The sequence below is a fragment of the Gemella haemolysans genome, from assembly GCF_901873445.1.
GTDB lineage: Bacteria > Bacillota > Bacilli > Staphylococcales > Gemellaceae > Gemella > Gemella haemolysans_C.
The window spans coordinates 83,617-98,132 of the sequence record NZ_CABFLN010000042.1; the positions used below are offsets into that span (position 1 = coordinate 83,617).

Below are 14,516 nucleotides of genomic sequence, written 5' to 3' on the forward strand. Positions count from 1 at the left end.
TTGAAATATTAAATAAGAAACATCGCCATGTGAAATGACGATGTCTTTTGTTCTTTTAATATAATTCAAATCTTTCTACGTAGTACATAGTTCTATTAGCTCCGCTAGTATAGTTTTTATTATTTAAGCGAAGTGTCATCATACCTACAGGTTTTCTTGTAGCGACATTTTCGTATGGGATAAGAACTCTATCACCTTTAATATCCCATTTTTCTACTGGAATAAAGATTGCGTCAGTAGCACCGCCGTAGCCAATATCGCTTTTTGCTAAGAATACTTGATCTTTTGCGAAGTACACTACTTTATTTTTGTGATTCATTAATTTTTCTAAGTTTTCTTTATTATAATCATCAACATGATTATTTAATTGGACAAATTCAATTTCTTTATCATTTTGTAATCTTTGTAATACATCTTGTTTTTGGAATGTTTGAGCGTTATATGTATTTAGTAAATCCAATACTTTAGCTAAGCTTATTTGTTTTACTACATTGTCGCTACCATCATTACTAGCTATGTATCTTACAACATTGGCAGTGCTACTTCCTTGTAAGTTTAACATTCCATAAGCCATAGGTTGTAAAATTTCCCCAGCTTTAGCTAAATCATGTTTATAAGCTTGAATATTATTGTTTTGAATAGTTTGTTTAGAAGGAGTAGTCACTTTTGTTGTAACTTTTTTATTTATATTGTAATTAGTATTGTTATTATCTTTAATATTATTGTTATTAATGTTATTGTCAGTTTTAGCAATATGTTCAACTTCTTTTTGTAAATTAGCTAAAGAAGCTGGATTTTCTTCAGTAGTTTTTACCTCAGTAGTAATATTGTCATTAGTATCTACTTTTTTTGCTACTTTATCTGTGCATCCTGTTAATAATCCAATTCCTAAAATAAATATACCTGTTGTTTTTAGAAGTTTGTTCATGTTATTCACCTTCTTTTTTGTATAACTTCTTTATATTTATATTATACATTTAAAAATTACAAAAATCAATATTTTATTACAAAAATATTACATTTATATTACAAATAAATTTAAGAAGTGTTACAGAATAAAAATTTCGATAAATATAGTCATGTGTAGACAATATTTGAACAACGTTAGTTTTTATAGTAAAATATACTAGAAAATCAAATTAGGAGATAAAATACATGAATAGAGTTGCTATTGTAAGTGCAAAAAGAACTGCTATAGGAAGTTTTGGAGGGAGTTTAAAAGATGTTTCTGCTGCGAAAATCGGTGGAGAGCTTGTGAAACAATCATTAGAAAGTATAAATCTTAATCCAAATCTAGTTGATGAAATAATATTCGGTAATGTTTTGCAGACTGGTTTAGGGCAAAATGTGGCACGTCAAATTGCAGTTAATGCAGGTATTCCAAAAGAAAAAAGCGCCTTTGTTGTGAATAAAGTTTGTGGATCAGGACTGAAAAGTGTTGTTCTTGGGGTACAATCAATATTATTAGGGGATAATGATGTAGTAGTTTGTGGTGGTGTTGAGAACATGAGTGCAGCACCTCACTATACGAAGAATGCTCGTTTTGGACAAAAATTAGGCAGTTTTGAATTAGAAGATACTATAATAAATGATGGTCTTACAGATGCGTTTGAAAACTATCATATGGGTATTACTGCTGAAAATATCGCAGAACAATACAATATAACAAGAGAAGAGCAAGATGAATTTGCTCTTTCAAGTCAGAAAAAAGCAGCAGCAGCTATTGAAAATAATCAGTTTGCTAACGAAATAGCGCCGATAGTTATTAAAACTATACGAGAAGAAATTATTTTTGACACAGATGAATATGTTCGTCCGAATACAACGTTAGAAAGTTTAGCTAAATTACGACCAGCTTTCAAAAAAGATGGAACTGTAACAGCAGGAAACGCATCAGGAATAAATGATGGTGCAGCCTGTGTTATTTTAATGAGTGAAACTCGTGCTAAAGAACTAGGATTAGAAGTTCTTGCTTATATTGATGGTTATGCTTCGGCAGGATTAGACAATAAGGTAATGGGCTTAGGTCCAGTTCCAGCAACACAAAAAGTACTAGAAAAATTGAGTTTAAACATAGAAGATATAGATTTATTTGAAATGAATGAAGCTTTTGCTGCACAATCTGTAGCTGTAACTCGTTTATTAAGTTTAGATTCAAATAAAGTAAACACGCGTGGAGGAGCTATTTCACTAGGACATCCAATCGGGGCTAGTGGATGTCGAGTTTTAGTTACTTTAGTTCACGCATTAATCAATGATAATAAGGAAAAAGGTGTCTGTTCGCTTTGTATCGGGGGAGGACAAGGGATAGCTATGGTGATTTCTAGAAAATAGTTATATGATTTATATAAATATATATTTATAAGAAAAGCTGAATATCTTATTAAAATTAAAGTTATTTATGAAAATAATTGTTTATTAGTGAAGAAAGTGTTAAAATAGATAAGTGATTATTTTTAAGGAGAAATATTGTGAATAAATTCATAAAAGAACATGGACAAGTTATTTTGTGGTTTATCTTTCTAGTGTTTATGCTAATATCACTTAGTATGGTTTTTACACATGGCATTAGATATGCAGTAATAGTCTTTGTACTAAGTTTTATATTATTATGTCCACCTATTGCAAAATTAATTCAGCGTAAAACGCGATTGAAAAAAGTAGTATTAGGTGTTGTAAGTGCACTTGTAATGATGTTAACTATGTTAATGACGAATCATTTCAGTGAAGCTAGAAAAGAAGAACAAAGAAAAACTTTCCAAGAGAAAAAAGAAGAACGTGATAAAAAATTAGAAGAACAGTCTTCAGAAGAGAAAAAAGAAGATAATTCTGATGGAAATAAAGAACAACAAGTTCTTCCCCACCCTGCTTCTAAGAATAAAATAGATGAACAGGATGAAATGAAAAATGAACCCGTTCAATTAACTCAAACACAACAAAATAAACAACAACCTAAAAAAGTAGTTGTAAGAGCTAGTAAAAAGAGTGGAGTTTATTACACACCGACACACCCTTCTTATAACAATGTTGCAGCGAGAAATCTACTAGTCTTTAGTTCAGAAGAAGCCGCTCAAAGAGCAGGTTATAGAAGAGCTGCATAAAAAAATCTCAGACATTTATGTCTGGGATTTTTTGTTTAAACATAGAAATAATATAAAATAAAAAAACGCGTTTGGGGAACACGTTTTTTTAGTGAACTAAATTAAGTTCTAAGCAATTTCTTGCTTGTTTATATCTAATCTTATATACAAATAACAAAAGAGTCTTTCAACTCTTTAAAGGGAGAATGGCTTGCCTAGGGAGCGACAAGCCACATTATGAAAAAAATTAAAAAGTTTTATTATCTGTTAATATCATAAAGAATTAACCGAAATATTGGTTTAAACAAAAATAATTTCAAACTTAAAAGGGAGAAACGACAAGTGTCGTTAAGAATGAAATATTATTACTTTTGTTTAGGTAATCATTATATACCTTGTACTTAAAATATACTTAAAATTTTCTTTAATTTTTAAAAAAATGAAATTTGCTCGTTTGTTTTCATTTTTAATTCAAAATTTATAGTTTCTCTATCATTTTCAGCCAAATAACTGTTAATTTGAGAGAAGACTTTGCTTCCGAAAAAGCCACGGTATGCGGATAGTGGACTTGGATGAGCTGATTCAATAATTTTGTGTTTTGCAGAATCAATTAGTTTATTTTTGCTTCTTGCATAAGTTCCCCATAAAACAAAAACTATATTTTCATTTTTTTCTGAAATATTTTCAATTATATAATCCGTAAAATTTTCCCAGCCCATTTTACTATGACTTGCTGGAGAATTTTTTTCTACTGTTAGTACAGCATTAAGTAAAAATACACCTTGATTGAACCAAGATTCTAGGTTTCCTGTTTTTGCTGGTTTAATACCTAAGTCATTATGAAGCTCTTTGTAAATGTTAATAAGACTTTTTGGAAGTGGCACGCCATCATTTACTGAAAAACTTAACCCACATGCTTGATCAGGATTATGATAAGGGTCTTGTCCTAATATTACAACTTTAATATCTTTTAATGGTAAGTCGAAAACTCTAAAAACCTGCTCTTTTGGCGGATAGATAGTTTTAGTAAGACGTTGTTCGTCAATTTCTTTTATCATATTATTTAGTTCATCTATTTTTGGATAATTATTGAATATTTCTTCCCAGCTGCTGTGCATATAAAACTCCTTTGAATAACTGCTTGTTATAAAAGTATAACATAGTTAAATTTTTATTAAAATAGTTTTGATTGAAGTTGTCTAGGACATAAGGGTTTGGAGTATGATATAATGTTATTAACGAATATTTAGGAGGAATATGTATGAAATTAGGTTTTATCGGTGTAGGAAATATGGGGAAAGCTATCTTAGAAGGACTACTTCAAAGTTGTAAAGTTAGTAGTACTGATGTCTTTGTGAGAAATTCTTCGGATAAAAGTACTAGAAATGTTGCTGAAGAAACAGGTGCTGTATTTTGTAAGGGTCTAGAAGAAGTCGTAGAAAACAGTGATATTGTATTTTTAGGGGTGAAGCCATATTTAGTAGGAACAGTACTTGATGAAGTGAATCTTAGTTTGAAGAATAAGATTGTTATTTCAATGGCTGCAGCTGTCGAAATAAATGATTTAGAAAAGAAAATTCCGGAGACTAAAATAGTTAGAATTATGCCGAATACACCCGTAAAAATAGGAAGTGGTGTAGTAGGTGTTACATTTAATTCTTTAGTGGCAGCTGAAGAAAGAACATTAGTATTAGATCTCTTAAATAATTTAGGTATTGCCGAGGAAATATTGGAAAAAGACATGGCGGCTTTAACAGCTTTAAGTGGTTCAGGTCCTGCGTATGGATATTTATTTATAGAAGCATTAGCTGATGGAGCCGTATTAAATGGATTAAAACGTGACGTAGCTTATAGACTTGCAGCAAGTACAGTTTTGGGTGCTGCGAAGATGGTGTTAGAAACTAAAGAGCATCCAGGTAAGTTAAAAGATGATGTATGTTCACCAAGTGGAAGTACTATCGAGGCTGTGAGAGTTTTAGAAGAAAAGAATTTCCGCAGCGCAGTTATAGAATGTGAAAAAGCCTGTTTCGATAAATTAGATAGAATGAAATAGAATATAAGATTAAGATTAAAGGCTGACCCAGAAGTCCTGAAATTTAATAAAGTTCATATGAGAACTCATAGACGCAGTGGTTTATTGATATCTAAATTCGCTTTATAGAAGCTTTTTAGATATCTAATAAACTGTGCGAGGGTGACTCGACAAAATCGATTTCTACGAAATAACGATTTTTGAGTCACTCCTTTTTATCCATTTAACTCATCTGTTAAGTTGTAAAGTTCATCTACTAGGTGACCAACATAAGCAATTGCTTCTTTAAGTGGTTCATCAGTACTTACATCACAACCTGCAAGTTTAGAAAGATCTAGTGCTGACATGCTGCTTCCTTTAGAAAGAACATTTAACCAAGTATCAGAATATGAACTGTCATTATCAATCTTATTAGCGATAGCTGTACCGATTGTTAATCCTGCAGAGTAAGTGTAAGGGTATAGTCCCATGTAGTAGTGAGGTTGTCTCATCCAAGTAAGTTCTGCACCTTCATTAACTACTAAACTATCTCCGAAGAACTCTTCCATAACGTTGCGTTTTACTTCAGAAAGAACATCAGCAGTTAACATTTCATTATTATCTACCATTTTGTAGATTCTATCTTGATAAACAGCTTCTAAGTAGTGTGTTACCATATTATGGAAGTATGTTCTACTAATCATGTTGCTGATAACCCAACGTTTGAAACGAGCATCAGTGTTAGTTTTTAGTAGGTAGTTAGATACGATAACCTCGTTACAAGTTGAAGGAGCTTCAACGAAGTAAAGTGGGCAATCGTTGTTTAACATTGTTTGGTGTTTTCCTGTACTCATGAAGTGATATGCATGTCCAAGTTCGTGAGCAAGAACGAAAACTTCATTCATTTTTCCAGTCCAAGAAAGTAGGATAAATCCAGCTACATTAGGAACTGTTGCGCAGAATCCACCAGTACTTTTTCCGATGTTTTGAGGGAAGTCAGTCCAACGTTTGTCATAACTTTCATCAATCATTTTAACGTAGTCTTCACCAAGAACACCAAGTGCTTTTTTAAGGTAAGAACGAGATTCGTCGATAGTCATATCAACTTCGAAATCTGGATCTAGGTTGATCTTACAGTCTGCAAACTGCATGTCTTCAATTTTGTGCTCGCGAGCTAGAAGCTTAATGTAACGTCGGATATGAGGTGCTAAATCTGTCATAAGAGTACGGATTTGACGATCATATAGTTCGCGGTTACCATCTTGAGCAGCTAATAGGTAGTCGATAACACTATCATAACCACGCATTGTAGCAAGCATTTTTTCTTTTTTGATTTGTGAGATATACTCATTTGCTGAAGTGTTTTTATAAGCATTTAATGTTTTATAAAAACTTTTCGCAGCATTACGGCGCACTTCAGTATCATTATCCATTTCGTGTAAGTTTTCGTATAGTACAAAGCTATTTTCGAAAGTTTTTCCATTTGCTTCAAAGCTGTCGAATTGCATATCTTCATGTTTAGTTACCTCATATAGATTGTAGTAACCAGGAAGACTCTCGTAGTTTGCGATTACTTGTTCAGCTTCTTTTGATAAAGTATGTTTTTTCTCCTGAACGATTTTTTTGAAGTAATATTCTAAATCAGGACGATAGTTTTTCACGAAATCTTTAATGAATTGTTCATCTAGTTCTACAAGTTCAGTATCGAAGAAACTTAAATTCCCCGCCCATAAAGTAGAAACATCTTCAAAAAGTGTTACATTTTGCACTACATTGTCATTAAATCTATCCACCGCCATTGGTAACTCAGCGTAGTGAGATAGTTTATAGTATTCTTCATAAAGTTCTTCGTATTTTTTAATGGCAGTATCTAAAGTAGCATGATCCGCTAATTTCCCTTCGTAAGTAGCCTTGAAATCTAAGATCTCTTTTTTAATATTATCAAGGCTCGCTTTAAAATCTTCATCAGTTTTGTATAGAAGAGTCATATCCCAAGTATATTTCTCTTCGACTTCATTTCTTGGTATTAATTTCATTTCAGTCATAGTGTACCTCCTGTGTAATTGAGTCGAATTATATAGATTAATAGTTGCCTATGAGCAACTTAATAATAATTATAATACATAAATGTAGTTTGGTAAATATAAAAAAATGTGATATATTGTTAAAAAATCTAGCCAATCCAAAAGGGAAGCTAGATTTTGTTATTAATTAAATTTTATTTCATCTATTTTGTCGATTTTTCTAATGATTGAAATCTCACCTTGTGTGTCTTTTAAAATTGATTCCATTAATGTTTTGGCAGTAGTGTATTCAAGTTGACTCATAGAGTTTTTTTCTTTTTCTAGTTGTTTTTTAGCCATATCTTCTATAAACGATTTTAAATCAAGGGTAATTGTTAAGACTTCATTTGTAGTAGTATCTATTGTTGCGATAAATGATAGAGTCATGTTTGAAAGGTCACCAGCTTCTTCACTAGAAAAAGTACCTGGATTTAGGTAAAATTTATTTCCGATGTCCGATAGTTTTATTTTTCCACTAAAAGTTAGTTTATTATCTGATTTTTCATAGTTTTTATCAGTTATAGTGTTAAAAAGTGTATTTCCATTGAAAAATACTTGGATTGCAGATAAAACTTCTAAATCATCTGTAATTGTATCGGGAACTAATTTTCCATTTTCAACATTGAATTTATCGTATCCAGAATTGTTTTTCTTAAGGAAAATATGTTCTTCTTTTGTTGTGGTTTTCCCTAGTTCAGTTTCTTGCTCTGAAAATTTCTTTAAAACATTGCCACTATCGTCTATTTTAATATTAGATAATGCGTTAACTGAGTAACCCTCTGCCATAAAATTAGATTTAATGTTAACCTTAGTATCTAACTCTAAATTTTTTTCTTTTGAAAAGTTGCTAAGGGATGTTTTAATAATTTCTTCATTTGACAATTCTTTTTTTACTTCTTGTGCTGTAGGTTGATTTGCATTTTTATTTTGTGAGCAGCCTAGTGTTGTTCCGGCAAGAACAGCAATAGCGAAAGATAGTAATAGTTGTTTTTTCATTTTATACCTCTTTGATGTATTTTATTAACCAACATAATTATAACTTAAAAAGATTTTTATGTAAATAAAAGATCTAGGAAAATTCAGTATATATTATAAAAAGTTTACTAGTATTTTTTTTTGATGTATAATTTTAATTAGTAGATTTATTAAAAAAAGCGAGGTATCTTATGAAAATAGCAGTAGTAGGTGGGGGAATAGTAGGAGCTACATGTGCTTATTATTTGTCAAAAGAACAAAAAAATGAAATAGTAGTTTTTGATTATGGTTTGGGTCAAGCTACAAAAGCATCCGCTGGGATTATAAGTCCGTGGTTTTCTAAAAGACGTAATAAACCTTGGTATAAGATGGCGAGACTAGGTGCGGATTTTTATTTGAAATTAGTTAGAGATTTAGAAGCTGATGGCTATAATACTGACTTTTATTCACAATGTGGAGTATATTTATTGAAAAAAAATGAAGATAAGCTACCTGAGTTAAAAGAACTTGCTGAAAGTCGTAAAGAATTATCACCGATGATAGGAAATTTAGAGATAATCTCAAAAGAAGAGGTTCGAAAAATCATTCCTAGCTTCGATAACAATGGAGATGTATTGTACGCGAGTGGTGGTGGACGAGTAGAAGGAGAACGATTCGTTAATACTTTACTTTCTGCTTCAAAAGCTAATGTCGTTAGAGAAAAAGTTAATCTAAAGATTGTGGGAGATAAGTATGAGATTAATGGAACGATTTTTGATGTAGTCGTGCTTGCGACTGGTGCGTGGCTAAAAGATATATTAGAACCTCTTGGCTTTGATGTTGATGTTCGTCCACAAAAAGGTCAATTAAGGGATTATAAAGTTTCTGATGAAAATACAGGATTTTATCCAGTTATTATGCCTGAGGGTGAATTGGATATTATTCCATTTGAAAAAGGTGTGGTTAGTGTTGGAGCGACACATGAAAATGACATGGGCTTTGATTTAACTGTTGATAAACAGCAACTTGATGTTTTTGGTGAAGAAGCGGAGAACTTCTTAGGTGGATTGAAAAATGCACAAATAATAAATGAACGCGTTGGAATTAGGGCCTATACTAGTGATTATTCTCCATTCTTTGGAGAGATTCCAACATTGAGAAATGTTTATGCGATTAGTGGTCTTGGTTCTTCTGGTTTAACTACAGGTCCGATAATTGGTTATAGTGTAGCGAATATTATTTTAGGTAATGATATAGAATTAGACCCACAAGATTACAATATTGCAAACTATATAAAAATTAAAAATAATTAGAGCGTTTTTTAGTAGTATATTATGATTTCTATAAAATCTGTAAATCGAATATAAGATCTTTTAAAATAACGATATTGTAATTTTGATATAAGTAAAAAACTATGTAAAATAATAATTGTAAAATTTCGAAGATATTTGAAGATATTTATTGAGAATATCTTCTTTTCTTTTATAAAAAATGGCACAACGGTTGTATTTTATGATATAATTGAAAGTGGACTGTTGTACGCATTAGATGTTTTTTGCGCGCTAACGATATTATTAATCAAAGGAAGGAGATTACTTATGATAGCTGAATACTTATCAGGGGTAAGTACTCTAACACTAATTATTCATTTATTGGATATATTATTAGTTTGGTTCTTAGTTTATAAATTGCTAAGTTTATTAAAAGGTACTCGTGGTATGCAACTTGTTAAAGGTATATTAATCGTTATTGGATTGAAAATATTCTTTAACTTTATTGGATTCAAAACGATGACATATATATTCGAACAAGTAGTTACTTGGGGAGTTCTAGGAATAATGATTATATTCCAGCCAGAATTAAGACGTGCTCTTGAATACATAGGAAGGGTACAGCTATCGAATATCTTCAATATCAATTATAAAGATGTACAAAAAAATTCTACTGAACATATAATCAAAGCTGTTGTAGATTCATCAAGACATATGGCACGACGAAGAATAGGTGCACTTATAGTTTTAGAGAATAACACTGGACTTGATGAATATGTGGAAAGTGGTATTACAGTTAACGCTGAGGTTACAAATGAACTGATAATTAATATTTTCATTCCTAATACGCCTTTACATGATGGTGCAATGATAATTGATGAAAATAAAATTCGTGCTGCAAGTTGTGTGCTTCCTCTATCGGATAATAGGTCTATAGCTAGTAGTTATGGAACTAGACACCGTGCAGCTTTAGGACTATCTGAAGTGACAGATGCTATAGTAATTGCTGTATCAGAAGAAACAGGGAAAATTAGTGTATGTCAAAATGGAATTTTAACTTCAGATTTTTCGACAGAAGATTTAGCGAAATATTTAGCTAAAAACTGGAAACAGCAAGATAAAATAATTAAATAAGAGGTGATATTATGCAACTAAAAGAAAATAATAAGTTAAAGTTAATATCATTTTTAATAGCAATACTATTGTTCTTATCAGTTAATGAGAATTTCAAGAATTTCTCAGTTCTCGGAGGTGATACGAACGATAATGCTACTGCATGGGTTAGTGATATCCCACTTGAAGTTGATTATGATAAAGATAAATTGTATGTGGTAGGTATTCCTAATACTGTATCTGTGAAATTAACTGGATCACAGACAAAGGTCCAAAAAGAAAGTATCGCTAAGAATTTTAAAGCGAAGTTGAATCTTAGAAATGCTCAAATAGGTGATGATCAAAAAGTTAAGATTGAAATAGATGGATTGGAAAAAGGTGTAGATGGGACTGCAGAACCTTCTACAATAACGATATCTATTAGAGAAAAAGCGACTAGAGAGTTTAGAGTTACGCCAATAGTTAAAAAAGAGAGACTATTGATTGGTTATGAAGTAGATAAACTTAGTGTTACGAATGAAACTGTTAAGATTACTGGGGCAATCGAGAGTCTTAATAGAATAAATGAGGTTCGTGCTGAGAGCGATACACGTACGAAGATTAATAGAAATACTAGAGAAGAAGCTAAATTGATAGCTTATGATAGTGATTATAATAAAATAGAGGATATTCAAATAGAGCCAAATTCGACGCTTATGAGTATTGAGCTTAAAAATATCGAAAAAGAAGTCCCATTAGAAGTAAATACTATAGGTAGTTTACCTTCGGGATTTGAATTAGTTAGTGCTACTGCTGATGTTGCTAAGGTGACGATTAGAGCAGAGGATGCTAATGAATTGGCGAGAATAAGTGAGATGTTCGTTGATGTTGACTTGAGTGATGTTAGAGAAGAAACAGAAGAGCGTAGTAACTTGAAAATATATCCGAAAGAAAATATAAGAGTAGCGACAGATACGCCGATTGTTAAAGTAACGATCAAGATAAGGAAAAAATAAAGATGACAGATAAAAAATTGATGTTTTTAGCTATTAATATGCTTATAACGGTTTTCAGCTTAGCTATAATAATAGGAACTATGTTTATAGAAAACCAAAGCGTCAAAAAAACAGCTATTTTTGTGGCGATAACGATATTAATAGTTCAGAAATTAGTAGAGATAAAAGTAATTGAAGAAACTCGAAAAGTCAGTATTGTTATATTATTTATAATTATTGCAGCTGCAGGGTACTTCGGTTATAGATTATATTAAAATATAAAGAGCTTGAGGGAAGATTTGGAAGCTTGATTAGAATTCATGTTTTCAAATCGCCCCCGTAAAGTTTATTAGATAAGTAAAAGCTATTACTTCGTAGCGTATTTGTTTGTAAACTATTGCGGTATAGTATGTAGTTAAGTTTTATCTTGATTATATATTAACCCCTTTGCTCATTAATGAATTTAGTAGGAGATGTTATGGATAAATTATTTTCATCAAAAATATATATAAATCATAGATTTAAGCTAATTATGGTATTGGATTTATTGACGGTAATATTTGGAGTGGTAGCATCGATATTTTTAGGTAAGGCTTCGGATCCATTTTCTATGTTGAATGAACATCACATAGAAATAATAGAGTTTGTAGCGATTTCTTTAGTAATTTATACTGCTAGTTTTTATTTATTTGGTACTAATAAATCGCTATGGTCTTACTTAGGTGTAAATGAAATAGTAAATATTTGCTTTTCAGTAGTGCTAGGGGATTTAATCACTAGTATTTTATACCAATATATGCTACCTGATACATTTTCAAATGTTAGATTCGCGATTTTTTCACCGTTATTAATAATCGCCGGAATGATGTTTACAAGAATGCTTTATCGTGCTTTAAGAGAAAGAGAAGCGGGTAAATATGGAGCCACTTCTTATAAGAATACATTTATAATAGGTGCAGGAGATGCGGGTTATATTTTATTAAAAGAATTGTCTAAAAATAATATTTTCCGTGCGAATGTAGTTGGTCTTATTGATGATAATAGAAAAAACTCTGTAATCAGTGGGGTTACGGTTGTTGGAACAACGTATGATATGCTGAAACTTATTCCAAAATATGAAGTAGAACAAGTCTTTTTAGCTATTCCTTCAATTGGTGCATATGATAAAAATAGAATATTAAACGTACTAAAAGAAGCGAATGTTGCTGTTAAAGTAATGAGCTCAGGTATTGCTGTAGAGGACGGAGAAAGTATCTCTAAACACTTAAAAGACGTGTCTATTGAAGATTTATTAGGACGTGGTGAAGTGAAACTGTCTCAAGGTGAGATTCGTTCATATATTAAAGGAAAGAGTATTCTTGTTACTGGTGCTGGTGGTTCAATCGGAAGCCAGATTGTTCGAGAAATATTTAAATTCAAACCTAGTCAACTTGTTTTAGTAGATGTTAACGAGAATGCATTATACATGTTAGAACGTGATTTAGATTTTGAAAAATCACATAGTAAGGAATATGAGGATATACAATATATTTCTGAAATAGTAAGTATTCGTGAAAAAGCTGCTTTAGCTGAGGTGTTTGATAAGTATAAACCTGATGTAGTGTTCCATGCGGCAGCACATAAACATGTGCCTTTAATGGAACGTCGTCCACAAGAAGCTATAAAAAATAATGTTTTTGGAACGAAAAATGTTATGGATGTGGCAATTGAAAAAGAAGTAGAAAGATTTATTATGATTTCTACTGACAAGGCGGTAAACCCAACGAATGCGATGGGAGCTTCGAAACGTTTAACAGAGATTATCTTACAATCAAAAGGTAATAAGTACAAAACGAAATTTGCTGCGGTTAGATTTGGTAATGTACTAGGTTCTAATGGTTCTGTAATTCCTATTTTTAAAGAACAGATTAAAAAAGGTGGACCTATCACTATTACGCATAGAAATATTATTCGTTACTTCATGACGATTCCAGAAGCGGCACAATTAGTACTACAAGCTGGGTATTATGCAAGTGAAGGAGAGATTTTCCTATTAGACATGGGAGAACCCGTAAAAATAATAGATCTTGCGACAAACTTAATCAAACTATCAGGATTAGAACCATATAAAGATATCGATATCGAAGAGATCGGTCTAAGACCTGGTGAGAAGATGTATGAGGAGTTATCACTTGATTACGAAAGCAGTGAGAAAACTGATAACAAAATGATCTATAAAAATACAACTCTAGACATTGATGTAGATGAATTAGATAAAAAATTAAACGAATTAAAATTAATGCTAGGACATTCAACAAATGAAGAAATACGTAGCAAGTTATTTGAAATAATAAATTGTTATAATGGATAAAAAAAGGAGGGCGATTCAAAAATTATTTTGAATCGCCCTTTCTAGCCATATAAGGGAGTTTGTAGTATAGTTAGTGATAGAGAGTGTCTATTTTATTTTTCTACGTTTTTAGTTTTTTTAGCTATATAGTTATTTATAATCAAAGCTAATAATATAGGTAAATTCATAAGAAAAAGTTTAATCACAAATAATATGGTTTTATATTTATGTGTAAAATCTGAACTAACTACTTCATCAAGCAAGAAAATGATTATAGGACCAAATAAAAAAACATAGAATACTAGAAATATGTAATATCTTTTTTTTATTTTTTTCGTGTTTAACATAAGATACCCCCTAAAATGCAATTGCGTTTTAATTACGAACAGCATATTACTAAATGATACGAAAGAATTATCCTTCGCACCTTTAACATAACACAAAATATTAAAAAATAAAAGACTGCTAAAATCATTGTTTTTATGGTATAATAAAGGTTAGTGATGTTATTTTTAGAGATAGTTAACATAACATTATTTAAAAGAAGATTTAATAATTGAGCACTGATTTCAAAAAAGAAACTTTTTTGAAGTTGGTGTTTTTTAGTTATCATAGTTTAGATTCTGTTTGTTGGTATATTATTACCTCGGATTATCTTTGATATTTCAATAGATGAATAGAGTGTGGTATAATATTTAAGTGAAACAAATTGGAATGATCT

The 14,516-nt window shown here is 31.1% G+C and carries 13 protein-coding genes; 8 read left to right on the forward strand and 5 right to left on the reverse strand.

Features of this window, described 5'->3' with window-relative positions; genetic code table 11:
• Positions 1 to 55: 55 nt before the first annotated feature.
• Positions 56 to 928: a hypothetical protein gene (locus tag JX287_RS06035; protein ID WP_204643611.1), complete on the reverse strand. Its 873-nt coding sequence runs from the start codon at positions 926 to 928 to the stop codon at positions 56 to 58.
• A 227-nt stretch (positions 929 to 1,155) separates the two neighbouring features.
• Here JX287_RS06035 and JX287_RS06040 point away from each other — a divergent pair, with 227 nt between their 5' ends.
• Positions 1,156 to 2,334 (forward strand): acetyl-CoA C-acetyltransferase, encoded by a 1,179-nt coding sequence (locus JX287_RS06040; RefSeq protein WP_204643613.1) that lies wholly within the window; start codon positions 1,156 to 1,158, stop codon positions 2,332 to 2,334.
• Positions 2,335 to 2,471: 137 nt separating this feature from the next.
• A complete protein-coding gene (locus JX287_RS06045) occupies positions 2,472 to 3,101 on the forward strand; it encodes an O-antigen ligase family protein (RefSeq protein WP_204643615.1) in 630 nt (209 codons plus the stop codon).
• A 410-nt stretch (positions 3,102 to 3,511) separates the two neighbouring features.
• Here JX287_RS06045 and ung read toward each other — a convergent pair whose 3' ends face one another.
• A complete protein-coding gene (ung, locus tag JX287_RS06050) occupies positions 3,512 to 4,198 on the reverse strand; it encodes a uracil-DNA glycosylase (protein ID WP_204643617.1) in 687 nt (228 codons plus the stop codon).
• Between the two features lie 143 nt (positions 4,199 to 4,341).
• Here ung and proC point away from each other — a divergent pair, with 143 nt between their 5' ends.
• Positions 4,342 to 5,133 carry a pyrroline-5-carboxylate reductase gene (gene proC / locus JX287_RS06055; protein WP_204643619.1) on the forward strand — a complete coding sequence of 264 codons (792 nt, stop codon included), beginning with the start codon at positions 4,342 to 4,344 and terminating at the stop codon, positions 5,131 to 5,133.
• Positions 5,134 to 5,327: 194 nt separating this feature from the next.
• Here proC and pepF read toward each other — a convergent pair whose 3' ends face one another.
• Both pepF and JX287_RS06065 read right to left on the reverse strand, forming a co-directional pair.
• Complete coding sequence (gene pepF / locus JX287_RS06060) at positions 5,328 to 7,136, reverse strand: oligoendopeptidase F (RefSeq protein ID WP_204643626.1); 1,809 nt, start codon at positions 7,134 to 7,136, stop codon at positions 5,328 to 5,330.
• A 162-nt stretch (positions 7,137 to 7,298) separates the two neighbouring features.
• On the reverse strand, positions 7,299 to 8,150 hold the full coding sequence (locus JX287_RS06065; RefSeq protein ID WP_204643628.1) for a hypothetical protein: 852 nt from the start codon (positions 8,148 to 8,150) through the stop codon (positions 7,299 to 7,301).
• Between the two features lie 170 nt (positions 8,151 to 8,320).
• Between JX287_RS06065 and JX287_RS06070 the strand changes: the two genes are divergently transcribed.
• The 5 genes from JX287_RS06070 (at position 8,321) to JX287_RS06090 (ending at position 13,816) form a co-directional block, all read left to right on the forward strand.
• Positions 8,321 to 9,421, forward strand: coding sequence for an NAD(P)/FAD-dependent oxidoreductase (locus JX287_RS06070; RefSeq protein ID WP_204643630.1), 1,101 nt, complete (start codon positions 8,321 to 8,323; stop codon positions 9,419 to 9,421).
• A 285-nt stretch (positions 9,422 to 9,706) separates the two neighbouring features.
• Entirely contained in the window at positions 9,707 to 10,513 is an 807-nt protein-coding gene (cdaA, locus tag JX287_RS06075; protein ID WP_204643632.1) for a diadenylate cyclase CdaA, read from the forward strand.
• An 11-nt stretch (positions 10,514 to 10,524) separates the two neighbouring features.
• On the forward strand, positions 10,525 to 11,487 hold the full coding sequence (locus JX287_RS06080) for a CdaR family protein (RefSeq protein ID WP_204643634.1): 963 nt from the start codon (positions 10,525 to 10,527) through the stop codon (positions 11,485 to 11,487).
• Positions 11,488 to 11,489: 2 nt separating this feature from the next.
• On the forward strand, positions 11,490 to 11,741 hold the full coding sequence (locus JX287_RS06085) for a hypothetical protein (RefSeq protein ID WP_204643636.1): 252 nt from the start codon (positions 11,490 to 11,492) through the stop codon (positions 11,739 to 11,741).
• A 203-nt stretch (positions 11,742 to 11,944) separates the two neighbouring features.
• Positions 11,945 to 13,816 carry a polysaccharide biosynthesis protein gene (locus JX287_RS06090; protein ID WP_204643637.1) on the forward strand — a complete coding sequence of 624 codons (1,872 nt, stop codon included), beginning with the start codon at positions 11,945 to 11,947 and terminating at the stop codon, positions 13,814 to 13,816.
• A gap of 92 nt (positions 13,817 to 13,908) precedes the next feature.
• Here JX287_RS06090 and JX287_RS06095 read toward each other — a convergent pair whose 3' ends face one another.
• Positions 13,909 to 14,142: a hypothetical protein gene (locus JX287_RS06095; RefSeq protein WP_204643639.1), complete on the reverse strand. Its 234-nt coding sequence runs from the start codon at positions 14,140 to 14,142 to the stop codon at positions 13,909 to 13,911.
• Between the last annotated feature and the right edge of the window lie 374 nt (positions 14,143 to 14,516).